The 21,954-nt window shown below is 64.4% G+C and carries 30 protein-coding genes and 1 tRNA gene; 9 read left to right on the top strand and 22 right to left on the bottom strand.

Annotated features, from left to right (window positions below; translation table 11 throughout):
• Positions 1–16: 16 nt before the first annotated feature.
• A complete protein-coding gene (locus OHA77_RS17795) occupies positions 17–592 on the bottom strand; it encodes a pyridoxamine 5'-phosphate oxidase family protein (RefSeq protein WP_406319150.1) in 576 nt (191 codons plus the stop codon).
• Between the two features lie 529 nt (positions 593–1,121).
• On the opposite strand from OHA77_RS17795, the gene OHA77_RS17790 reads away from it, so the two are divergent.
• Entirely contained in the window at positions 1,122–1,412 is a 291-nt protein-coding gene (locus OHA77_RS17790) for a hypothetical protein (protein WP_406319149.1), read from the top strand.
• A gap of 203 nt (positions 1,413–1,615) precedes the next feature.
• On the opposite strand, the gene OHA77_RS17785 is transcribed toward OHA77_RS17790, so the two are convergent.
• Entirely contained in the window at positions 1,616–2,110 is a 495-nt protein-coding gene (locus OHA77_RS17785; protein ID WP_406319148.1) for a YajQ family cyclic di-GMP-binding protein, read from the bottom strand.
• A gap of 309 nt (positions 2,111–2,419) precedes the next feature.
• On the opposite strand from OHA77_RS17785, the gene OHA77_RS17780 reads away from it, so the two are divergent.
• Positions 2,420–2,501 (top strand) — tRNA-Tyr (locus tag OHA77_RS17780).
• Between the two features lie 350 nt (positions 2,502–2,851).
• Here OHA77_RS17780 and OHA77_RS17775 read toward each other — a convergent pair.
• The 17 genes from OHA77_RS17775 to OHA77_RS17695 all read right to left on the bottom strand — a co-directional run bounded on the left by OHA77_RS17775 (position 2,852) and on the right by OHA77_RS17695 (position 14,113).
• On the bottom strand, positions 2,852–3,526 hold the full coding sequence (locus OHA77_RS17775; RefSeq protein WP_406319147.1) for a hypothetical protein: 675 nt from the start codon (positions 3,524–3,526) through the stop codon (positions 2,852–2,854).
• Between the two features lie 480 nt (positions 3,527–4,006).
• Entirely contained in the window at positions 4,007–5,389 is a 1,383-nt protein-coding gene (locus OHA77_RS17770) for a tyrosine-type recombinase/integrase (protein ID WP_406319146.1), read from the bottom strand.
• A complete protein-coding gene (locus OHA77_RS17765) occupies positions 5,389–5,574 on the bottom strand; it encodes a helix-turn-helix transcriptional regulator (protein WP_406319145.1) in 186 nt (61 codons plus the stop codon). Before OHA77_RS17765 ends, OHA77_RS17770 begins: the two co-directional genes overlap by 1 nt.
• A 117-nt stretch (positions 5,575–5,691) precedes the next feature.
• Positions 5,692–6,885: a DUF3631 domain-containing protein gene (locus OHA77_RS17760; protein ID WP_406319144.1), complete on the bottom strand. Its 1,194-nt coding sequence runs from the start codon at positions 6,883–6,885 to the stop codon at positions 5,692–5,694.
• Between the two features lie 32 nt (positions 6,886–6,917).
• Positions 6,918–7,829 (bottom strand): bifunctional DNA primase/polymerase, encoded by a 912-nt coding sequence (locus OHA77_RS17755; RefSeq protein WP_406319143.1) that lies wholly within the window; start codon positions 7,827–7,829, stop codon positions 6,918–6,920.
• 157 nt (positions 7,830–7,986) lie between these two features.
• On the bottom strand, positions 7,987–10,032 hold the full coding sequence (traB, locus tag OHA77_RS17750; protein WP_406319142.1) for a plasmid transfer protein TraB: 2,046 nt from the start codon (positions 10,030–10,032) through the stop codon (positions 7,987–7,989).
• Between the two features lie 21 nt (positions 10,033–10,053).
• Complete coding sequence (gene traA / locus OHA77_RS17745; protein WP_406319141.1) at positions 10,054–10,491, bottom strand: plasmid transfer protein TraA; 438 nt, start codon at positions 10,489–10,491, stop codon at positions 10,054–10,056.
• Complete coding sequence (locus OHA77_RS17740) at positions 10,484–11,416, bottom strand: hypothetical protein (RefSeq protein WP_406319140.1); 933 nt, start codon at positions 11,414–11,416, stop codon at positions 10,484–10,486. The genes traA and OHA77_RS17740 overlap by 8 nt, the downstream gene beginning before the upstream one ends.
• A complete protein-coding gene (locus OHA77_RS17735) occupies positions 11,413–11,640 on the bottom strand; it encodes a hypothetical protein (RefSeq protein ID WP_406319139.1) in 228 nt (75 codons plus the stop codon). Before OHA77_RS17735 ends, OHA77_RS17740 begins: the two co-directional genes overlap by 4 nt.
• A complete protein-coding gene (locus OHA77_RS17730; RefSeq protein ID WP_406319138.1) occupies positions 11,637–11,792 on the bottom strand; it encodes a hypothetical protein in 156 nt (51 codons plus the stop codon). Before OHA77_RS17730 ends, OHA77_RS17735 begins: the two co-directional genes overlap by 4 nt.
• The gene (locus OHA77_RS17725) at positions 11,789–12,175 is read right to left on the bottom strand and encodes an RRQRL motif-containing zinc-binding protein (RefSeq protein ID WP_406319137.1); all 387 of its coding nucleotides are present in this window, start codon (positions 12,173–12,175) and stop codon (positions 11,789–11,791) included. The genes OHA77_RS17730 and OHA77_RS17725 overlap by 4 nt, the downstream gene beginning before the upstream one ends.
• Entirely contained in the window at positions 12,172–12,366 is a 195-nt protein-coding gene (locus tag OHA77_RS17720) for a hypothetical protein (protein WP_406319136.1), read from the bottom strand. Before OHA77_RS17720 ends, OHA77_RS17725 begins: the two co-directional genes overlap by 4 nt.
• Positions 12,363–13,064: a M48 family metalloprotease gene (locus OHA77_RS17715; protein ID WP_406319135.1), complete on the bottom strand. Its 702-nt coding sequence runs from the start codon at positions 13,062–13,064 to the stop codon at positions 12,363–12,365. Before OHA77_RS17715 ends, OHA77_RS17720 begins: the two co-directional genes overlap by 4 nt.
• 10 nt (positions 13,065–13,074) lie before the next feature.
• Positions 13,075–13,245 carry a hypothetical protein gene (locus OHA77_RS17710; RefSeq protein ID WP_406319134.1) on the bottom strand — a complete coding sequence of 57 codons (171 nt, stop codon included), beginning with the start codon at positions 13,243–13,245 and terminating at the stop codon, positions 13,075–13,077.
• A gap of 149 nt (positions 13,246–13,394) precedes the next feature.
• Positions 13,395–13,736 (bottom strand): WhiB family transcriptional regulator, encoded by a 342-nt coding sequence (locus OHA77_RS17705; protein ID WP_406319133.1) that lies wholly within the window; start codon positions 13,734–13,736, stop codon positions 13,395–13,397.
• Entirely contained in the window at positions 13,733–13,858 is a 126-nt protein-coding gene (locus OHA77_RS17700) for a hypothetical protein (protein ID WP_406319132.1), read from the bottom strand. Before OHA77_RS17700 ends, OHA77_RS17705 begins: the two co-directional genes overlap by 4 nt.
• An 84-nt stretch (positions 13,859–13,942) precedes the next feature.
• Positions 13,943–14,113 (bottom strand): hypothetical protein, encoded by a 171-nt coding sequence (locus OHA77_RS17695; RefSeq protein WP_406319131.1) that lies wholly within the window; start codon positions 14,111–14,113, stop codon positions 13,943–13,945.
• A 138-nt stretch (positions 14,114–14,251) separates the two neighbouring features.
• On the opposite strand from OHA77_RS17695, the gene OHA77_RS17690 reads away from it, so the two are divergent.
• Genes OHA77_RS17690 through OHA77_RS17680 form a run of 3 tightly spaced genes read left to right on the top strand, consistent with a single transcriptional unit; the run spans position 14,252 to position 15,490 of the window.
• Positions 14,252–14,584, top strand: a complete 333-nt coding sequence (locus OHA77_RS17690) for a hypothetical protein (protein ID WP_406319130.1) — start codon at positions 14,252–14,254, stop codon at positions 14,582–14,584.
• Entirely contained in the window at positions 14,577–15,128 is a 552-nt protein-coding gene (locus tag OHA77_RS17685; RefSeq protein ID WP_406319129.1) for a hypothetical protein, read from the top strand. Before OHA77_RS17690 ends, OHA77_RS17685 begins: the two co-directional genes overlap by 8 nt.
• Positions 15,129–15,157: 29 nt before the next feature.
• Positions 15,158–15,490 (top strand): hypothetical protein, encoded by a 333-nt coding sequence (locus OHA77_RS17680; protein ID WP_406319128.1) that lies wholly within the window; start codon positions 15,158–15,160, stop codon positions 15,488–15,490.
• A 72-nt stretch (positions 15,491–15,562) separates the two neighbouring features.
• Here OHA77_RS17680 and OHA77_RS17675 read toward each other — a convergent pair whose 3' ends face one another.
• From OHA77_RS17675 to OHA77_RS17665, 3 genes are all read right to left on the bottom strand, one after another.
• Positions 15,563–17,257 (bottom strand): P-loop ATPase, Sll1717 family, encoded by a 1,695-nt coding sequence (locus tag OHA77_RS17675; RefSeq protein WP_406319127.1) that lies wholly within the window; start codon positions 17,255–17,257, stop codon positions 15,563–15,565.
• 647 nt (positions 17,258–17,904) lie between these two features.
• The gene (locus OHA77_RS17670) at positions 17,905–18,636 is read right to left on the bottom strand and encodes a tyrosine-type recombinase/integrase (protein WP_406319126.1); all 732 of its coding nucleotides are present in this window, start codon (positions 18,634–18,636) and stop codon (positions 17,905–17,907) included.
• A gap of 225 nt (positions 18,637–18,861) precedes the next feature.
• Positions 18,862–19,311, bottom strand: a complete 450-nt coding sequence (locus OHA77_RS17665; protein WP_406319125.1) for a DUF6461 domain-containing protein — start codon at positions 19,309–19,311, stop codon at positions 18,862–18,864.
• Between the two features lie 79 nt (positions 19,312–19,390).
• Here OHA77_RS17665 and OHA77_RS17660 point away from each other — a divergent pair, with 79 nt between their 5' ends.
• From OHA77_RS17660 to OHA77_RS17645, 4 genes are all read left to right on the top strand, one after another.
• Positions 19,391–19,678 carry a transposase gene (locus OHA77_RS17660; RefSeq protein ID WP_406312792.1) on the top strand — a complete coding sequence of 96 codons (288 nt, stop codon included), beginning with the start codon at positions 19,391–19,393 and terminating at the stop codon, positions 19,676–19,678.
• Between the two features lie 47 nt (positions 19,679–19,725).
• Positions 19,726–20,409, top strand: a complete 684-nt coding sequence (locus OHA77_RS17655) for an IS3 family transposase (RefSeq protein ID WP_406313256.1) — start codon at positions 19,726–19,728, stop codon at positions 20,407–20,409.
• Between the two features lie 27 nt (positions 20,410–20,436).
• On the top strand, positions 20,437–20,550 hold the full coding sequence (locus tag OHA77_RS17650; protein ID WP_406319839.1) for a hypothetical protein: 114 nt from the start codon (positions 20,437–20,439) through the stop codon (positions 20,548–20,550).
• Between the two features lie 882 nt (positions 20,551–21,432).
• Entirely contained in the window at positions 21,433–21,798 is a 366-nt protein-coding gene (locus OHA77_RS17645) for an Mth938-like domain-containing protein (protein ID WP_326819558.1), read from the top strand.
• Positions 21,799–21,954 lie beyond the last annotated feature (156 nt).

Below are 21,954 nucleotides of genomic sequence, written 5' to 3'. Positions count from 1 at the left end.
AGTGGAGTCAGGGACCTCAAGAATGCAGGGTGACCGGGGCGGTCTCCTCCGGAGAGAGGCCGGGGATGCCGTCGATGCTCTGGCGGTTGTTCTTGGCGCGGTAGGCGCGCTTCTGCTGGACGTCCTTACGGTCCGTCCATTCGTCCAGCAGGGTCCGGTCCTCATCGAAGGACATGAACGGAACCGAGTATCCGCAGGAGTCGGAGATGCGGTCGCAGTCGACGACGATGATCGACCGAGTGCCCGGATGCGGACCGAACTTTTTGATCATCTCGGGGAAGTCGGGGCTCTCCGGGACGACGACCCGGCCCGTGCCGTACAGCCGGACAATGTTGGGAGGCCCGGAGAAAGCGCAGAACATGATGGTGATGCGGCCGTTCTGACGAAGATGGGAGATCGTCTCCACGCCGCTGCCGTCCAGGTCGAGATAGGCCACCGTGGTGTCCCCGAGAACGGCGAAGGTGTCGGCATATCCCTTGGGGGAGACGTTGACATGACCGCCCCGCTCAGGAGCCGTCGCGACGAAGTAAACCGGCTGCGCTTCGATGAACGCCCGTAACCGGTCGTCGATCTTGTCATGAATTTTCCCCATAAAAGGAAGATAGACGGTCAATGTTGACCGGTCAGCTACCAGACTCAGGGTCGTTTCTGATCTTGAAGGAGTCCGGTCTGCGGATGGTCCCGGCGCCGGAGTCCACCGTTCCGGCCACGTCGCGGACGAGGAGCTCGGCACCTCTGATGCGATTCGCGGAACGGCCGCCGCTACGGACAGGAGGGCGAATTCCTCGTCCACTCCGCCCTCGGATTCCTTCGGAAGGACTCGCGGACAACCGCCGTGGCGGCAAGTACGACACGTATCCGTAAAGACTTCACCAGTGTTCCGCTCATCTTTCGGACGGATGTGGTTCGAATGATGAGAGGCCCCATGCGGACCGGCGGTGTCGCCGGGGAGATCCAGCCTGGACAAGGCTTGGGCTTTCGCGGGAGAGCCCTGGAGCCACCTTCGCCTACCGTGGGATTCAGGTCCCGCGCCGTGCCGGTGTCGTTTCTGACGGCAATCCAGCGTCCGGTCAGTCCAGGCATCGTCCAGGGCGCACCGATCCGACATGGAGTGATGTGTGATGATCAAGCTCAGGAACGCCCTGGTGGCCGGAACGATGCTGGCCTCCGCTCTTGTCGCACCCATGGCGATGCAGATCCAGTCTGCAGGTGCCGCCACCGCGACCGAGACCGTCTCTGTCACGTCCGCCCAGAAGCCCTGCTGGAAGCACCGGAATCCCGAAGAGTGCTATGCCCGTAACCACGGTGGCGGTGGCGGGGGCGGGGGCGGGCATCACGGCGGCGGCGGCGACAGCAGCGACTTCGACGACGACTTCAGCCCCGGCGGTGGCGGCTCCGGCATCAACAACTGATATGCCGGGGAGCGGTCCGGGAAACCCCCGCTTACCTTCCACGTCCGTGTACGCCTGAACCAACCGGGCGGGCCTGTACGGCCCATGAGCCCGGGGCGGCCGGGGCACAGGTGAGGGCGAATGCCTTCAGCCATGTGCCCCGCGTGCGCCTCTGTAGCCGACAAGGCCCTGATCCGCAGGTCGGGGCCCTGATCGTCCGTCTGCTAGCGGTAGTTCGTGAACTGAAGAGCGATCTCCAGCTCCTTGCCCTTGAGCAGGGCGATGACCTCTTGTAGTTCGTCTCTCTTCTTGGAACTCACCCGCAGTTCCTCACCCTGGATCTGGGCCTTGATCCCCTTGGGGCCCTCATCCCGGATGATCTTCGAGATTTTCTTGGCGTGCTCCTGGTCGATACCCTCCTTGAGGGTGACCACCAGGCGGTATTCCTTGCCGGACAACTTGGGCTCATCTGCGTCCAGGACCTTGAGCGAGAGCCCTCGCTTGACCAGCTTGTCCTTGAACACGTCAAGGACGGCATTGGCCCGCTCCTCGCTGTTGGCCTTGATCTCGACAGCCTTCTGGCCGCCCGACCAGGCGATGCTCGCGCCGGTGCCCTTGAAGTCGAATCGGTGCCCGACCTCCTTGACCGTCTGGTTCAGCGCGTTGTCGGCCTCCTGATGGTCGATCTTGCTGACGATGTCAAAACTGCTGTCGGCCATGCGTCGACTATCCTTTCTAGCTCTCATGCCGACCCTAGCGCTTCGCCTATCGGCTCACGATGAGCGTGACCGTCAACGCTGACGCGACGGTGTTCAAACAAGCGGGAAACGCCGCTGGACCGGCGCCCGGCCGCACACCCGCTACGGCGCGGGATCTTCAACGTCCTGTCGGACTCCCTACGCGAGATGCGGTCATAAGACACGAACGTCCTGGTCCGACTGGCTGCCGACGAGGGCGCCTCGCCGATGTCACGTCACGTGCCGAAGTCCGCTATTCTTCTTCATGTCACCGCCTCGCGCGGATGGCGCGGCAGGTTGCCCGAGTGGTCAAAGGGAGCGGTCTGTAAAACCGTCGGCTCAGCCTACGCAGGTTCAAGTCCTGCACCTGCCACACCAGCAGAAACAGCCCTCTCACCAGCGGAAACGCGGCGAGGGGGCTGTTCTCGTATGTCCGGCTGTCTACGGCGATCACCGGGCATCTGCGGGGAGCTGTGCCAAATACGTGCCCATGATCGTTGGCGGTCCAGCAGGGTTGCCGGCCGAGGCGATCGGTTCCGATGGGGGAGCGAGTTGAGGATTCGGATGGCTAGTCTCTCGCTGGTTCGGTAGATCAACTCTTCTGGCTTCTCAGCCATATGCGCATGGCAACGAGCTATGCGAGTTGTCGTCAAGGCACATGCGGAGCTGAGCTGCGCTGCTCTCCCCATCCCGCTGCTCCTCCATGGACGGATGCGAGGCACGCTAGGAGACCGCAGGTGGGAGCGTAGATCGCCCCGTGGGGAAGCGTCGGTATGTGAGGTCAACAGCGGACCGCAAGCCGCTAAAACGACCGAACTCGTCCAGTCCGGGAGTCCGGTTCCGCGAGGAAGCATCTGGTGTTTCCTCTCCGGGGGGTACGAGGTTTCCGTGCCTATCGCCACGTTTGATGTTCCTTGCGACGATCACTTTCTCCTTGTGGCTGTAAGCCTTTCGAACCCCTGAGATCGACATCTGGGTGGCGCTTGCAAGAGTTGCCAGCTTGTAGGGCTCTGGCCTTACGAACTCTCGGGCGTACGCGAGGAGGAGCCGAATCTGCTCCTCGATCTGCTTCTTAAGGTCCGATAGTTCGCGTAGTTCGTGAAGAAGTGGGTCGAAATTTCCTTTAACACTATTTTGCTCATCCATGAGATATTTCAGCCTGATCTCGCGATCCTCCTGGACCAGGAAGACCTGCTGGTGATATCGCACCAAATCCTCTACCTCCTCCTGGATGGGAAGAGGGTGGAGTACGCGGACTACGTCATTGGTGATCTCTATCATTTTTTGTGCCTCGTCGCTCTCGATTGCACTCGGCGCAACAGCTAAGCGCATTGCGTCGCGTAGGGAAGAAAATGTGAAATAGCAGAGTGGGATATTTACTCCTGAGGGGGTGATCACGCCTACTCAAGACGGATGACAGAAATGCGATCATGTGGAAGCGTACGATCACGTGAGATCGGCAATTCGGGTCGTTCGGTAAAAACGAACGGCCTCCCGAGGCAACGGGAGGCCGTTCTCGCGGTTCCGACGTCGGCTTAAGAGGAAGGAGACCGCTGTCGTGAGACTACCTGCACAGCGTCCGAAGAAGGAAGGTCGCAGCACGTCAAAGGAGCCAGAGCGACTCTCTCAGCGATGGGCGATCATTCTTACGTCTGCCACGACAGTTGGCGTGGCACTCGGGATTACCGTTGAAGCCCCTGCAGGTTTTGCCTGTGCAGTGGCTGTCGCTGGCCTGCTCCATAAGATCATGAAGTAGGTCATAACCGTTGATGGTTGGGGCTGGGAGGGCGTGTGCACCGATTGCTCTCCCAGCTCCTTAGCCTCACCTCAGGCTGGCGTCAGGATGGTGCGGCGACTCTGCGAAGAGGTCAGGGTTCGCTACATCGATGAGCGAGTAGCTTCCCATATTCGGCTCATAGCCTCGCTTTGTTGGCCATAGATGCACTTTGCGTAAACGCGAAGCAAAACATCTACACTGTGTCCCGCCCACTCGGCGACCTGAGGGGCAGGAACTCCGGCGTTGAGCCAGGTAGAGACGGCAGCGTGCCGAAGTGTGTACGGCACATCCATCAACGGTGAGGATGCCTCTTCCGAGGTGAACGCCTTTTTCCTGGCCTCATGGAAGACCTTGAGATAAGCCCGATCGGTCATCAGCCCGCCGCGGGGACCGATGAAGACACGCCCCTCGGGGCCGGTGCCAAAGCGGCCCAGATGTGCCCGCAGCAGTGAGACAAGCTCGGGATGAATGGGGATCGGGCGCGTGTCCCCCTCCGCGCGGTGCTTGAGCCCGCGGCGCTCTCGCGGCTTCCCGCTGTTCGTCCATCGGCTCCCGGCACGCGGTTCGGCATTGGTGAGCCGCATCTCTCCCCACCCCTCTTCGGGCAGGCTATGAAGGTGCACCCGACGCAGGTCCACCACCTCCTCGGGACGTAAGGCGGCGTAATACATGCAGCCGAAGAACGCTTCCATTCGCTCACCGCGCTTGCTGTCCAGCCGAACGGCGGTAAGGAATCGTCGGGCCTGCTCGGAGTTGATGACGGCGCGGGGGTCCACCGTGCTCAGCGTCCGCGGCCTGGTCCACTTCACGGTCTTGAACGGGTTGGCCTTCAAGAGCCCGATCTCCTGGCCGTACTCCATCGCGCTGTTGAGGACCATGCGCTTGCGATTGGCAGTGTTCGCGGCGGCAGGCTTCCCATCCATGGTCTGGCTGATCCTGGTCAGGATGGCACGAGCTAGAACCGCGCCCCTGCCTTGCTCGTCGAAGTCCGCGAGGGCGACGGTGTTGTCTTCGAGCCAGCGAAGCACTTTCTCCAGATCGGCCGGCGCTTTCTCGCCATCGCGAATTCGAGTGCTGTAGGCCCATCGCAGTGCGGTACGCCGGACATCACGCGAGGGAACTCCGCTCTCCGTACTCAGCAAAGCCTCGGTTGCATCCACCAGTGCTTCGGCGATCCCGCGCCGGTGGTTCGGCGACGCGTGCGGCCATTTCGCCTCCACGAACGCCAGTGTGAAGCCGTACCAGCTCAGCGCGGTTTCCTCACGCTTCCACGAGACGGGACGGCCCGTAGCCATGCTGAATGCTTCACCTCGGCGAGCCGCGGTCATCAACTCGGAGCGGAAGACGTCGGCCTGAGCAGCGTTGCGGTACGGCTCTTTCCAGGGCTTTCCGCCGGTGCTCCATCGCACGTAGTACGTGGTGACCTTCTTACCCTTGTAGACCTCGGTCTTGTAAATTCGCGCGTCGTAGGTGATGTCCTTCATCAGGATGCGTCCTCCAGGCTGGCCAGCCAGCGGTCATAGTCGGCGCGGCGGACACGAAGGTCTCCGTTGGGCAGCCTCATGCACTTGGGGGCGCGGCCCTTCTGGCGCCAGTCGTAGAAGGTGGATCGGCTGATGTCGAGGTCTTCGCAGATGTCGGCGATGGTGAGCTTCTCGCCCTTGGGCATGGATGTCTCCTGGCGGGTCTGCGGTAGGTCGGAGCAGTTTGGCGAGGGGTAGCCGTCCCAGCCGTCCCAGCCTCATTTGTGCTGGTCAGGCTGGGACGGCTTGCTTGACTGGGACGGCTAAGCCGTCCCACGGATGGAAGGCGTCCCGCGCTGACCTGCGATAACAAGGCTGGGACGGCTGGGACGGCTACCCCCCTCAAACAGGGGAAGTTCGGTGTTCTGCGGGGAGTCGGGAAGAGCCGGCGCAGGGCAGTAGCGCGCCCAGGCGTCGAGGAAGTCGGCACGCTGGTAGCCCTTGGCCTGGGTGCCGTCCAGGAAGCGGATGTTGGCCGAACGAATGTCGTACTCGCGCAAGATCACGCCAAGCTTCATCGCAGTCAGACCGGTCGGCCCGTAGTCGGCCCAAGGCGCTTCGGTGTCGCTCTTGAGCCGTTCCAGCAGGGTCGCAGTGGGCAAAGCCGGCTCGGTGCCGAACACGGTGCGGCAGTCAGCCAGGAGCCGGACCCGAGTTGAGGTCTCGCCGTTGTCGTCGGCCTCAGCGGTGAGCGCGAGCACCGCGGCGCGGGCGCGCTTGGGCCAATGGCTTCCGGCGTAGTCGGCCACCGCCACAAGCGGTTCCCAGGTGTCGGCGGCGCGGTCTTCCACCGGCATGGACGGTTCGGCCTGCTCCAGAGTGGCCAAGTCGGCGCGCAACCAGGCCGCGAGGTCCTCGGCGAGCTGGCGCAGCAGGGGTCGGTCACGGCGGTGCCGGTAAGGAGCGACGATTTCGCCAGGGCCACGCCGGCGCATCCGCACCACCACGGCGCGGTCCTCGATCGTGTCGGGCATCGCGCCGATACCGGCGAGCGCAGCCATGGCGAAGGTCGGGATGGATTCCACCCGGCCGGTGTTGGCGTCGTAGCGCTTTGCGGGGCGGTTGCGCTGATGTCCGGCGTTCAGCAACCCGCGCAGGTCCTCGTTCCCGTCCGCCTTCGGGCCGAAGATCGTGTCGGCCTCGTCCACGAGCATGGTGGGCGGGTCCTCGCTGATGGACCGGTAGACCGCGGCGCTGCTGGAGTTGACGGTGATGAATGGCTCGTGACAGGTGGCCTCCACCACATCGAGAAGCCGGGACTTGCCGCACCGCTTCTCCGGGGCGCGGATGACCAGGCGTGGGGCGTGTGCCCACGCGGGTTGGGCGTGGCTGGCGGCGATCCACAACACCACCGCATCGGCGGCCTGTGGGGTCGGCAGGATGACGTAGCGGGTGAGTGCGGCCAGCAGCGCGTCAAGCAGCAGCGCGCCGTGGCCGGCGGGTTCGGTCTGGGACATGGGTTCGGCTCTCCTGTGAGTGGGTTGGGTGGTCATGCGGCGACCGTTCGGGGTCGCTTGGCACCGGCTTTGAGGCCGGAGGCGACGGTGTGGAGGGTCTCGGTGCGGCTCAGCCCGGCATCGACCCCCTGTTGTTCCAGCAGGATTGACACCTCGGTCTCGGCGAGCGCGCCCCCGGCGACGAGTTGGCCCAGGGCGATCGCGGCGAGGTAGAGGGTGCCGTTGCGCTGGCCGGTCGGGGCGGTGGCCACGCGCTCCAACTCGCGGGTGATCGCCGCGTGCAGGTAGGCGCCTCGTCGGGTGTCGGGCAGCGCCAGGTGCACGGGTGTGGGCGCCGGACGGGGCGGGGGCAAGAGCTGCTGGAACAGGGAGGGGGGCAGCGGGGCCGGGGTCGTGTTGTGCAGCACCTCGTAGGCGCCGGTGCCGTCCGGCCGGTCCACGTAGCTGCCGGGACCAAGCACGTAGCCACCGTTCGCTCGGGTGTCGATCAGCCAGCCCAGCCCGTTGCCCTTGTCACCTTCGGTGTTGCCGAGCTGGGGACCGTCCGGCGCGGCGAAGTACAGGTGCGTGCCACCGCGGCGGGTGCGGACGGTGAAGGTCTCGAACGGCAGGGGCTCTCCGGCGCGCTCGCATAGGACGGCCAGCACGTCGGCGCCCTCGGTGACCCCCGGCAGGTCCCAAGGGGGCGGGGGGCGAAGCCCCTCCTTCCCGGGTTTGGGGGTATCAAGGTCGATCACGACCAGACCGGAGGGGCCGCAGGCGATGCCGATGTTGTACGGCGCCCGTGCCCACCACCGTCGGATCAGGTCGGGGTCGGTGGTGGCGTTGCTCTCCCAGTCGGCAAAGCCCTTGACGGGGGGCTTGTCAGCGATGGCGACGGGGAAGACGTGCCAGCCGCGGGCGGCGGCGGCCAGCGCGTAGCGCAGCGGGTGGTGTGTGGGCATGGCGAACTCGCTTTCGCGGTGCGAAGGACAGGAAGCGGGGGCATGCGCGAGGGGTGTCAGCGCGGGTGTCAGGCGGAGCGTCAGACACCGTCTGACACCCCTCGCGGGCGCGCGTTACCTGGGGAAATAGGGGGTTGCCGTCAGACGGTGTCTGACGTCAGACACCGGCCAGAACCCGCTGATCCTGCGGGATGATCCGGTAACGGCCGGGTCGATCGGTCTCCTGTAGGCGGCCACTGAGGACCATCGCGGCGACCTGTCCGGAGACCCATCCGCGGGTGCGGCCGTGCCGGTCGCAGTGGTCCATGAACTCCTTCGGCCCGACCTCGGCCATCCCGGCGGCCTCGAACTCCTCCAGCAGATCGGTCATGGCCTGGCGGGCCTCGTCGGTGCTGACCGTGCGGCGCGTACGCCCGTCGGGGGTGCCGAAGCGGATCACGGACTTGACCGGCGCCAAGGGCTGTTCGGGGTCGATGCCGTCGAGCCCTTCGGCCTCGTCTGTCTCGTCGTCGGCGTCGTCGAGGCCGTCAGGGTCGGGGGCGGTGGTGAGGCGGCTGTTTCCGGCGGGCCGGGCCGCGGCGGGCGTGCTGGGGGTGAGGGGGTGGCGGGTGCGGTCGGTGAAGACGCTTCCGGCTACCTGCCGGGCAGCGGCGGCGGTGGTCGCGTCCACCTCGGCGCGCACGCCAGCGAAGGTGGCCACGACCCAGTCAAGTGCCTCGCGGCTGGTCAGGTAGGAGCGGGCCGGGGTTGCCCACAGGTCTTCGGGGACGCCGTTGGCGGCCAGGTAGTTGTAGCCGGGCCGCTTGTCGCGCCAGGCATGCGGACTCGCTCCTGCGTCCAAGGCTTCGTCGGGCAGGGCGAATCCGGCGTCGCGGTCGTCGCGTACCCCGAAGCACCAGGAGGAGCCCAGCGAGGCGCGGGTGTCGGTGCTGATCTGGGTGCCTGAGGCGCGCTGCAGGGACACCACCAGGGAGACGCCCGCGGAGCGGGCTTCTTGGCCGATGCCGGTGAACACGTCGTCGTCGGTCTCGCGGATGGTCTTGGCCGCTTCTTCGAACCAGCACACCAGGTATGGCATGCCGGGCGAGCCGTCAGCCTGAACTTCGGCGCAGGCCGGTTCCCACTGCTTGTAGCCGTACTTGGCCAGCCACTTGGTGCGGGCCGGGATGGCCGCGGTGATCGCCTCGATCATCGCGACCGTGGACGGCATGTCGAGCGCGGCCCAGTCCAGCGCGGGTAGCAGCGGCCCCAAGGTCTGGTCAGCCTTGGCCGGGTCGGATGCCCAGACCACCACATCCTTGCGGCTGACGAGTTCGGCCAGGGCGACCAACGCGGCCTCGGACTTGCCGGAGCCGGTCATGCCCATGACGAGCAGGTGCATGGCGTTGCGCGCCTGCTCGGTGTCGCCGGGGAAGTACAGCACGGCCGGAGTGCCGTCCTCATATACGCCGACCACGACCGGGCCGGCGACGGAGCCGCCGGGCGCGGACGGGCCGGGCCACGGCGTGGTGGTCTTGAGCAGATCCCGCGGAACGATGGTGACTTGGGCGCGGGCGTGGGAATCGGGGTCGGGGTGCACCCGCACCGCGGTGGGTGAGACGTCCAAGGCGGAGGCCAGGCGCGGCGCGGCTTTGGCCACGTCATCGGCGGTGAGCTCGCCGGGCGGTAACTGCAGTTGGAAGGTGGCTTTGTTCGGCGCCACGGTCGAGCCGGTGACCATGGTCTTGGCCAGGCCGACCTTTTCCAGCAGCCCGCCGGCCCCTTCGCCCTCGCCGTCGGCGTGGTCGTTGCGGTTGGTGCGCAGCAGGTGGCGGATGTTCCAGGAGGCGGCCAGCGCGGGACCGCCGATCAGATACAGGCTCTGCAGCGGGCCGGTAGTGGGTCCGGCCAGCGCGGCGGCGGTCAGCCAGGAGGTGGCCGCGGCGACCGTGGCGGCCGAGTGCATGCGCCGTTGCGGGGTGGTGGACTTGCCCGCCCACCAGGTGCTTGCGGTCAGCGCGGCCGACGCCAGGGTGAGACCGGCTGAGGCGGCGGCCGAGTCAGCCCACAGGCTGTGGGCGGGCAGCGAGGCCAGGCCGGTTCCGGCGGTCAGCAGCCAGGGTGGCAGGTACGGGGCGGCGCGCTGCAGCAGGTAGCCACCGACCCCGCCCCCGCGGGAGTGGTAGACCATGGGCAGTTGCGGCAGGTCACGTTGTGCGGACATCGCTTTTCTCCTTTCCACGGGTTAGGCGCCGAAGTCGAAGCGGCGCCGTGCCCGGCGGGGACGGGTGCGGGAAGTGGCCGACAGTTCGGGGTCGAACTCGCGTTGGAACGCGGCGTAGGTGCGGGCGGCGTTCTTGGCCGCGTCTCGGGCTTCGGTGGCGGTGCGCTTGAGGTGGCGGGCCACCCGGCGGGCGCGTGCCCCCGCGCCGAAGGGGCGCCCGGTGGGGTCGGGTACCTCCTTGAGCACGGCTTGGAGTACCTCGGCGGCCATGGACAGCTCGAACGACAGTTTCAGGAATTCGGTGCGGGCCTTTTCGCAGTAGTTGCGGATGTCGGCGTTGGTGAAGAACTCCGGGTCGGCCAGCGGCGAGTAGCCGATCTGGGCGGCATATGGGTGTCCGCCGGCCTTGTGGCCACCGCGATGCTGGCCGGTGAAGGGGTCTCCGTGGCGCTCAGCCATGAATGTCTCCTGAGTCGGTGAGAGCGGTCGTGCGGACGGCAAGGTCGGTGATGGCGGGGGCGGTCGGACCGCCTGTCTCGTCCGCCGGGTCGGCGGGGGGTGCGGTCGAGGTGGTCGGGGCGGGGTCGGCCGGGGGGTCGGTCCGCAGTCGGGCCAGCAGTCGCCCGGCGCGGTCGGTTGAAATCGACTGACCGGTTTGGCGGACGGCGTCCTTGAGCCGGTCGCGGGTCAGCGGGATGCCGCGTGTCTCGTGGTCGGCGGCGATGCGCCATCCCAGCGGCATCAATCCGTCCACGTCCGCCGGATCAGCCGCCCGGCGGGTCCGCGCGGTCGGAGCGGTCTTGTTCGGGCGGGGCTTGGTCGGACCGATCGCCGTGGGCGCGGGGTCGGGAGCCGGGATCGGTCCGACAGCGGTCGGGGTCGGCAGGGGCGCGGCCGGGGCGGTCGGACCGGCTTCGTCCATCTGCCGGTGCAGCCGGACCGTGGTAGCGGCGATGCCGCGTTGCACGGACGCGGACGCCTCAGCGACGACCAGCAGCAGCACCGGGCCGCAGGAGTGAATCAGCACCCCGACCGCGTCCACCCCGCCGGGCGCCAGGGCCGGACCGGCGACGTTCAGCGACCACGTCATCAGTCCGGCGGTCCAGCGCAGCATGGTCAGCCACCCGGCGCGCACCCCGTAGCGGTCCAGCGCCCGACCGCCGACCAACGCGACGATCAGGCCCAAGTCGACCATCGGCGACAGCATCCACGCGATCGCCGCGTGCACGCCGTGGGCGACCAGCAGGCCGGTCACGTTGCCGGCGCCGTAGACCATCACCCCGACCGCAACCCCCCACACCGCGCGGTTGACGTTGCGGCTGGTGCGCCGCAACCCCTCCAACTCGGCGAGGAGGTCGGCACGGGTCATCGGAGCGGCACTCATGCGGGCACCTCCGCTCTTAGGGTGATCTCGCAGCGGATGACCTCGAACTTCCGGCCATTGCACCCGCGGGCGATCTCGTTGAGCAGGTAGGCGCGCACGACCTCCACCGAAACGGGAACCATCACCTGGATGTGACCGGACCCTTCCCAGTACGCGACGCCGTCGACGGGATCGCGATCCTCGGGAAACTCGATCTCGATGTCGTAGTCGTAGAAGTCGCTCACGAGGGCTGAACCTCCAGGTAGAGGCGGACGTGGGCGGAGGTGTGGCGACTGGGGTAGGGACCGCGGAAGCCGGTGACGATGAATGCCTCCCGGACGATCAGGGCGGCCTCGGCGACCTCAGCGGGCGTGCCGATCAGGCGGATACCGATCACGCGGCGACCCCCGCCGTCTCCGCGCAGTCCAGGCAGGTGCCCAGGTGGCGCGGCAGCACGTACCCGGCATCCCGGCAGCACTCGGGGCAGATGCGGCGGGCAGCGTTGGCCTTAGCCAGCGCCTCCAACTGCGCCGGGGTCGCGGTGCGCTTCGGCAGCGCGAAGCGGGTGTCGTAGAGGTAGGCGGCGCGCACGCCGGGAGCGCCGTACCGGCGCGAGGCCCACAGGATTTGGGCCTGCACGCCCTGTCCGCCGGGCCGCAGCCCTTCAGCGATGAGCTGGCGGCGGGTGAGCAGGTGCGGCGGGGCCATCCGCCACGGGTAGGTGGGGATGCCGTACCGGGTGCCGGTGGGGTCCCAGAAGCGGGCGCGGATGCGGCTCACTGCCGGCACCCCCTACGGCAGGCGGGGCAGGAGGGCCGGGCGCACCGGTTACCGGGGAAGCCTGCCCAGATCTGGGCGGCGGTGTCCGGGGTCCAGCCCGACAGCGACGCGACGGCCAGCAGCAGCCGGGCGTGCAACGACGCGGTCAGGTCGGCCAGGGCAACGCGAAGGGTGATCAGGTGAGAAGTCATGCCCGCACCCCCGGCTTGCCCGCGGTCGTCGCGGTGGCGGTGGCGGTGGCGGGGATGTGCTGCCAGATCAGTGCCCAGCGCAGCCGACGAGCCGGGCGCCCGGCGGCCAGGGTACGGCGACGGGCACGGGAGGTGGGATGACTACTGAAGACCCACCCGGCCAGACGGTAGGCGGGGGGCTCGTCGGGCAGGTCGGCCAGGGCGGCGGCGACGATCCGCCGGCCGGGCAGACCGGCGGCGTCCAGCAGCCGCACCGCGTGGGCGTCGGCGTCGTACTCCTGCAGCCGCTCCCGCCGGGCGCCCATCGCGGCGGTGATGAACACCGCCACCGCGAGGACGCCCAGGACGGGCAGCGGCAGATGCGCGATCAGACCGGCCAGGAAACAGGCTTTGGCCAGCCATGCCGGGTTGCGCCAGCAGACGGGGCGATAGCCGTGCTTGAGCGTGTGGTGGGCGATCTCGTGAGCCATGGCCCCCTGCAGGACGGTCGAGCGGTGATCAGCCAGCAGGTCGGTGCCGATCTCCACGAGCGGCGCGGGGTCGCACTTGCGGGTGACGGCGCAGGCGTTGTCGCCCAGATCGGGGGTGATGTGCACCAGCAGGCCGGGCAGGCGGGCGGCGCGGCGCAGCGCTCCGGCCAGATCGGCCAGGTCGGCCACATCCGCGGGGGTCGTAGGAGCGGGGGCGGGGATGGTCATGGTCGGCCTCTCAGATTCCGGAGTAGGAGCGGGCCAGGGAGCGGCAGGCGCGGCAGCCGGACAAGGGCCGGGTGCCGTGGGAGTGGCAGCGCTGGATCTGCGGGCCGGTGCTGCCGCAGCGCGGGCAGCCGGTCGCGGTGCTGTGACGGCGGTTGCAGCCGGCGCACTGAAAGCGGGCCATCAGCGGCCACCCTCGCACGGGGTCTGGTTGACTACGGCGCGGCAACCGCCACACGCGGAGTCGTAGCCGAAAGTGTGGGCGGAGCAGCGCGGCAGGTCCTCGCTGCGGTGGATGCCCTGGCACAGCGGGCACTGGTAACGGCCCATGAGTTAGGCCACCTGCCGTTCGATGCCGGTCGCCAGCAGATCGGCCAGCACGAGCGCGTGAACCTCGGCGGTGGTCAGTCCAGCCCAGACGCCTTCGGTGGGGCAGGTGGCCAGCGCGTAGGCCAGGCACTCGGGACGGGCCGGACAGGCAGTGCAAACCTGCTTGGCGGCGCTCTCGCGTTCCTGGCGGGTCGTGGGGTGCTCGGTGGCGAAGGCGTCCGGGCCGGTGAACAGTTCCGGGTCGAGATCGGCGCACGCGGGGCCGGCCTTCAGCATCGCCGTGTGCAGCTCAGCCGCTTCGACGGAGAGGGCCGCGTCGGTGAACAGGTCGCTGAGGTCCATCATGCGGCCTTCCTGGCGTGGCAGATGGGGCAGGGGTAGGGGCCGGAGCCGGGGTTCCAGATCTGGCCGTTGCGGCAGTCCGACGTACACACGTCGGACTTGGCCGGGATGGACGGGCGGGTCATGATGAGGTGTCTCCTTCTGCGAGGGAGTCGAGGGGCGGCCCGTGTCTTGGCGGATGGGGGTCGCCCCGTTTGCGTTGATAAGAGTCAGCCGAGGTTCCCGACGAAGGTCATCAGCGAGTCAGCCGCAGCCATCAAGCCGTTGATGGCATGGGTGGTGAAGACCGCAGCCTTGGCCGGCTCCCGGATGACAAAGAACAAGGCGAGGACCGCCAAGAGGATCAGCAGGAAGCGGAGGGGTTTGCGGTCGGAGTACATCGGGCGTTCCCTTCGGGTCGGTTCCGTGTAGGGGGTGCTACACGAATGACCGTACAGAGGCCCCTGTACGAACGTCAAGGGGGTACTACACGAAAGATGTATAGGGGGTCCTTGACGAATCCGCGTACGCTGGATCTCATGACGGAGGAGGATGTGACCGAGGTCGTCGCTGCTGCCCTGACGGCTCTGGATCGCGACTTCGAAGCGGCTGTGGGCATCGTTCGGAAGATCGGTGACCCTAACCAGGCGTTCCAACAGGCGACCGAACTGGGAGAGATCCTGCGGAAGCTCTATGAAGCCTCGGCAGACCTGCGAGCAGAGCAGGCGGCCCGGATCTTCGAGACGGAGCGGATGTCGTTGGCTGGCCTGGCGGACCGCATCGGGGTGTCAAAGGCGAGGGCGGCTCAGTTGGTCAAGACGGCTAAGAGCGCAAACAGGCCGAAGCACACATCGGAGGATGAGCATGTCTGACCGCGCAGGGGTCCGCGTAGAAGTCTGGCCGGTGACGGCGGACTCCATCGGGCTCTGGCTGATCAGCGGGGCCGACGCATGGCGCTCGGACCCCATCTCCCAGGACAGCGATCCCCACACCACCGTCGAGATGCTCTTAGCGGATCACTCGGCGTCGGCCGGAGTGACCCTTCTGCACTCCACCTCGTGGCGCGCGGAGGACGGCGACGTGATCGTTACGTATGTGGCGGTCATCGGCTGTTCGGACCTGGCTCGTGAGCAGTGGCCAGATGCCGCGCCGATCAATCCCGCACTGCCCGAGGCGGTCGGTAAACCCATCCCCGTGGAGGCGACCGAGGCGCCGATTCCCCGCTACATCGACGTACTGATGCACGGTCTGAGGCACCTTCGGTTCCTGCTCTACACCGACTCTGCCGCGCGGTCCGCTCTCTGCGACAGGTGGAAGACGCACCTTCAGGCGTTCGTACCGGCTCTCGCCGGCATGTACGACCACGAGCGCGAAGAGGCGCCGATCACGCTCCCTGATACGAGCGTGCTGTCATGAGCAGGACGAGCATAGACACGGAGGTAGGCATGAACGGCGTTCTTGGTGAGCGGCGCGGTTCTCAGCAGCGGGCATACGCAACTCTGGGCGCGCTTCTGGACCGTGCGGGTGCGGAACAGCTTCCGGTCATCTCGTGGACGATCACGGATGGCGGCTCCGGTCCCACGCTGGTAGGGGAGTGCAACGCGACTGATCCCATCCAGCGGCAAGACGACTTCGAGGTATGGCGGCATGCTCTCGGCGCGGAAGCGTGGCCAAATGGCCTTCGCCGAGAAGGGCGCGTGCATCTCCATGCCGCAACTACCAACGAAGAAGGAGTCGTCATTAACATCGCGGCCGACGTCTTCGATGAAGAGACGTAGTCCACTGGACGCGAGGCTTACCCACAGGGTGCCCAGGCAGGCCAGGCAGTGCTACTCCTGTGCCTGCAGGTCCTAAATATCGCCTCGGTGCTCCCACCGAAATTGATCGTCCCCTTTTATCTCTAGGGCATCGTGATAAGCGGGATGGATATAAAATACTTCAACTTCGCTAAGGTTTCTGTGGCTATCAGCAAATCCTGGGCGATCATAAGAGTAGATAATATTATTTACCCCTTTTCGCGCCATGCCAATAAAGCCTATATCATAGAGAAGGGATGCTAGGGGCTGGTACAAATCAGTCCATTCAGAATTACTATTGGCGCTCCACATGGCTTCTGATAGTTTTGACACCCATTCGCCCCCCCGAAAATCCCTTTCAGCCACTAGAAGCATTATCTCGTCTAGATGCTGCGTGAAGGCTTCTTTTTGTAGCGGAAGTGTGATTCTCCTAAATACATTAAGTGCTTTTTGAATATCCGGATAAGTGGGCTTCCATTCATCTCGCAGTGCTAGTAGGCGCTTCTCCGAATATTCGCGCTCTGCCGACTGGATATCGGCCCAAGATATGCGGTCCTTGCCCGATGACAACGCGAAGCACTCATTAAGAAATGAGATGATATCGCGAGGGCGCATCAAAGTTTTACTTAGCATGTACTGAAGTGCATCACCTCGGGATTTATTAGAAGCGGGTAGAAGTTCGCGAATCGATTGAACTTGCATTCCAAACTGATCGCCCGCAATGCGGGCCCTTTCATTCAGCATATTTTCGAGATCATTTGCGCTCCAGCGAATCGTGAGCGCCATAGATCGAAATTTCTCCTCCTGGCCTCCTGTGCGTGTTCCAAAGTCTAGCTCTCGAAATATATTTGTTCTAAGCGCAACAAGGACTTTTAGATGTTGTACTTTTTTCAGATCAAGGACCGTTCTAAATAGACATCTTATTAGGTCGTTCGATAGCCTCTCGTCGACCCAGTCTCGGTCTAAGTCGTCGATCACAACGTAGGTTTGATGCTGGGATGAATTTAGGATGTCATCGTCCAGGACATCTATCATCTTGTTGAGACGAGCAAGCTGTGTCTGGTTAACTATTCTTTGATAACGATCTGTCATTTCGGCTTTTGATTCGTTGCCGAAGGTCGTGTCAGCACCAGCACTAGCATCGATCGATGACTTTGAGAGACCCAGGTGTGCCTTTTGCTCAGCCTTTATTTTCTGTTCGAATCGCTCAGTTATTTCCTTAACTCTTTCGTCGGCTTCGCACCAGAATTTTTCGCCGAACTCGTCCAAATACTCCAAAGCTGCTGCTTTACCTGAATCGCGCTTGATTTTTTCTCTTAGTGTAGAGAGAAAATTCTGCTTCGCCGCTGGTGAGTCGACTTTATATCTATGTCGAATAAGCTCAACCAAGAGCACATGCTTCCACAGCGCGATAAATAGAAGATCGAGATTTACATCAAGAGAACCTAGATATTTTATTACCTGAAGGTCAACGATATATGGTAGTGAAAGGTCTTCGGGGTCTATACGAACAACTTTACCGGGGTGACTTTCATCAAGATGCTTTAGGGCTGCTGATTTTCCGCTGCCGGTTCGACCTATTAAGAAGCAGCGCGTATCGAATTTTGAGGCTATTGTAGAGTAATCGCTAGACTCGTAAAATGCGTGCTCCAATAGCGGATCTGCCTCTGCCTGTTCGCCCCCCAGATTGAAATTGCTTCTGAGGCGTCCTTGCTTATCGGCCATTGGCAACTCTTCCCGCTTGATCAAATTCGAATTTTGGGTGCGCCGAAACTGATGCTTCATCCTCATGATGTGTGCAAGAGACTGTATGCCCGGAGCGTAGGGCGCGCCAAGGGGTCTTCACATTTGGTTCACATCGGAAGTTTTGATTGAAGCTTAATCGACACAAGCCCGACATACTTCACAAAAGATACTTTTAGGTTCGGCGATGGGAGTGACGCGACCGAGGGGCGTGGTGAGGGTGGTGGCCGGGATTTGGGATCGGTCAGGTCGCGCGCCTCTGAAGGTTCCTAGGCTTGACGATGCCGAATGCGTGCCGAAATCGCTCCTCAGGAATGCATCCCTGCTGGTCAAAGCGGTTTCGTGGCAGGTCTGTAAAACCGTCGGCTCAGCCTACGCAGGTTCAAGTCCTGCACCTGCCACCAGAGATTTTCCTAGCTCAGAGCCCCGCAAGGGGCTCTTTTGCTTTTCCGGGACATGCAGCCGAATGCCGCTCTGAGCGGCCCCATGTCGGTGGTCGCGCAATATACGTGTAATGATCTTGAGAGTGTTTTCCCAGGTCGCCTCAGGCTTTCCGGGCGACTCCCGAGCGAGAACCGGTCATGGAATGCCGAAGGGTCCCGGGGGTGTCCGGGACCCTGGTCGTACGGCGTGCGTCTCATGCGGTCAGCGTGTCACTGATCCGCTTGCTGGCGATCTCTTTCTGCCCGTCGAGGCACTTGGCGTAGACCCTCAGCAGGACGTCCACACCATGGCCCGCCCTCAGCCACATCGGGAGCGGAGACACCCGCGTTGAGCCACAGCGAGACCGCCGCGTGCCGCAGGTCGTACGGCCGCCGGGCGAGGGGAGAGGCCACCTGAGCCGGAGTGAGGGGGAGTGCCCGCGCGTCCTGCCAGACCTCGGTGTAGGCCGTCGAGCCGATCACGCCACCGCGCTCGCTACGGAAGACGCGGCCGTCCTCACCGGTCCCGTGCTCGTCGATGTGCTGCCGGAGGATCTTCACGAGTTCGGGAGGAATCGGCACCGGACGCACGTCGGCACGGCCCCGATGCTTGAGGCCCCGTTCCTCGTGGGCGTTCCCGCTGTCAGTCCACTTCGTGTTGACCTCCGACCGGGAAACATCGACCGTCAGCCGTCCCCAGCTCTTGAGCGGCAGATGGCAGTCCTGGAGCCGTAGGCCGACTTCTTCCGCCGGGCGCAGCGCCGCGTAGTACATGCAGGCGAACAGAGCCATGAGCCGCTGGCCCCGTCCGCACCCACCCACGTAGGTGACCATGGTCAGGAGTTCTTGAGCCTGCTGCGGATTGACCGCCACAGGAGGGTCCACGGTCTCGGTGACCTTGGGCGGCTTCCACTTGACCTTGTGCAGCGGGTTGGAGTTCCTCCAGTTCCACCGCGTACTCAAGCACGGCATGGAAGACGGCTCGCTTGCGAGCGATCGTGTTAGGAGCAGCCGCCTTGCCGTCAAGCGGCGGCGCGCCGCGCCGCCGTACCCGGCCCTCTGCCGCACGCCGACCGGGCGTGCGGCGTGGGCGCCGGTCCCGGCCGGCGGCGATCCGGGCCGTCCACCGACCCGCGCACCGCCGTACCCAATCAACGCACCGACCACCGGCACGCCGCCGTATAAGTTCTAGGCTCGCGAGTCGACAGCACCGCCCAGCAGCGGGCCGTTCAAGACCTCCTGAGTTAACACAACACCAGTCAACCGGGCCGCGAGTAGCAGAGCCCCATCGGTCGCCGGGTGATAGACGTTCTCGTCTTCGTCTTCGTCCTCGTCTCCCGGTGTATGTCCGGGATCGAAGCCTGCCTCCCTCATCACGTCCACCAAACGATCCGGATCGCTCCCATACCGCCATGCGGGGATGTTGGGGTTGAAGGAAGTCATCGTCTCTCCGTCACGGGCATACACGAAGTAGTTGGACGCGTGGTCGTGCCGCAAGACCGATACGACCTCTGTTCCGGCAGACAGTGCTCGCAAGGCATCGAGTTCTGTCGCCTGCCAGCCGTACACCTCGATAAGCACAGTCCAACCGCCCAGACGTCCAGCCAGAACCGTGTCAGGGAAAAGTCCTTCGTCCATTAGCTCGCTGTGAGCTTCCCCCCGTAGCACGGCCACCTCACCTGAGTTGACCCTGTGTCGGCTGGGAAGGAAGTGCTTCGTGCCTGCACCTCACCCGATCGAGTTCCGTCAGCGTGCCGTCGAACTTGCCCGTAAGGGTGATAAACCGGTCTCTGTCCTTGCTGAAAACCTGGGTATCAGCGATTCCTGTCTGCGGAGTTGGATGCGCCAGGCCGACACCGATGACAACGGCGGTGCGCAGCTGACCAGCGCGGAGAAGAAGGAGCTCTCCGATCTGCGGCGCCGAACCCGGCAGCTTGAGCTGGAGAATGAGATCCTCAAGCGGGCGGCTGCGTATTTCGCCCGGGAGAACGTGCTCCCAAAATAGGGTACGCGCTGGTCCGTGAACTCGCCGATGACGACTTTCCTGTCGCGGTGGCCTGCCGGGTGTTGAACATTTCCAGATCGGGCTACAAAGACTGGGTTGGCCGGCCGCAGTCACCACGCGACCAAAGAAACACCGAACTACTGAAGCTGATCCGTGACATCCATGAGACGTCACGTTACAGCTACGGCTCGCCGCGGATCCACGCGGAGCTGACGCTCGGCCTGGACCTGGAGGTCAACCGCAAGCGCGTCGAACGGCTCATGCGTGAGGCCGGCATCCAGGGCATCTACCGGCGCAAGGGCCGCCGCAACCTCGTCAACGCCGCCACCGAGGAGGATCTGGTCCGCCGGGCCTTCACGGTGCAAGCGCCGGACCGGCTGTGGGTCAGCGACATCACCGAGCACCCCACCGACGAAGGGAAACTGTATTGCGCCGCTGTCATGGACGCCTATTCTCGTCGCATCATCGGCCATTCTATCGACATACGCCAGACCAGCGCTCTGGTCGTCGACGCGATGGTCATGGCCGTCGCCCGCCGTAACCCGCCCAGCAGGAAGACGATCCTGCATTCTGACCACGGAACACAGTACACATCGTTCTCGTACGGGAAACGGCTCCGTGATGCTGAACTCCTCGGCTCGATGGGAACCGTCGGCGATTGCTACGACAATGCCATGATGGAATCGTTCTGGGGAACGATGCAGCTCGAACTGCTCGACGTTGACAAATAGTCAACAAGAGCCGAGTTGGCCAGCGCGATGTTTGAATGGATCGAGTGCTGGTATAACCCGTATAGGCGTCATTCCAGCATCGGCATGAACAGCCCAATCGCGTTCGAGGAGCTCTACAAGCCCTCAGACGCAACCTCGTGATCCCACACCATCGGTGGCTGTAGTACGGGGGGAACCTCACTGTAGGTAAGCGGCCGAATGCTCTCCTCGCTGGCACCCAAGCGTCGAAGCACCTCGGCCTCGTCGAGCCCCCATACGAAGGTCAGACACCACAGGTCACCTAATTCATGGTCGTCGGCCAGCCAGGCGACATCGGCGTAAGTGATCTCCACTCGCAGCACTCCCCTTCTGTCGTCCCCTCAGGTATGCCGCCAAGGTAGCGATCAGTCCTGACATTCGTGATCCCCTACGGGTTCTACGGTTCTTGAACACCATTTGCCTCCGGCGGGGGCACTCCAGTTCCGGGATGATCGTCAGGAGCAAGAGACCGGTTGGTAGGTGGCTGGGGGCTGGCTCTTCCCGTCGCCATCGCCCCAGGACAAGCCGAGCAGACCAGGGCCAGTTCCCCGGAGGGTGGGACGACAGCGACGGGAAGATCCAGCGGAGGTGCGTGCGTCCGCACGAGGTGCTCAGGCCGTGCCATTCGCGTGCCAGTAGGGCCGGAAACAAGGGGGAATCACAGGGCCTCACGGACAGGGTGAGACCGCCTCTGACCAGCTCCGCAACAGCTCACAGGATCGTGTACCGAGATCTTCCAAACTGGCGGTCATGCATGGAGCGGGATGTGCTGATCAAGTGCGTCACAGCAGACGTCGAAGCCACTGTGACGGGGGCATTCGACCTCTCTGGATTGCGGACAGTAGTAGACATCCGAGCAGCCGCAGTCAAAGAACTCGGGCAGAGGATCGGGAAGGCTGTTCATGATCGTGGACATGTGAGTCCCGGCGCCGTCGTTCAAGGCCCCGTGCAGTCCAGGGCCAGTAAGGCTCGCGTAAGTGCACCTACGGGGCTAATCTCCCGGCTATGAAGCGATCTCCACTGATCACTCACATCTCTTGGGGCCGCATAGTCGTCAAGGGGGTGGGTGAAGGAAAGGACTTCAAGCTGTACCCGGGCGGCGGTCGAGCCTGGGACTGGAACGAGACGGGTACGCGTCACACTCCAGGCATCCAGCCCACCGACGTTACCGAGCTACTCGACCACGGCAGCGAGGTGGTTGTCCTCTCCCGAGGGATGGACTTGGTCCTTCAGACGTGCCCGGAGACCCTGGACCTGCTGAAGCAGAAGGGCATCGAGGTCTTCGTAGAAGAGACGAGGGTCGCGGTTCAGCGCTACAACGCATTGGCTGAGACAACCGCAGTGGGGGGCCTGTTCCATTCGACATGTTGACCCGCGCAAGCTACAGGCAATGATCAGCGCAGCACGAGTCGTGTGGATGCGCCCGTTCCGTACCCGTCAGCACTGACAGGGCTTGAGATGTTCGTCGAGCACCACGTCTACCGGACCGACGAAGGACGCCTATCCGCAGTGTGCGGCCGGCCGAAG

The sequence above is a fragment of the Streptosporangium sp. NBC_01639 genome, assembly GCF_045209755.1.
In the GTDB taxonomy this organism is placed as follows: domain Bacteria; phylum Actinomycetota; class Actinomycetes; order Streptosporangiales; family Streptosporangiaceae; genus Streptosporangium.
This window is presented reverse-complemented; position numbering and strand designations above follow the sequence as displayed.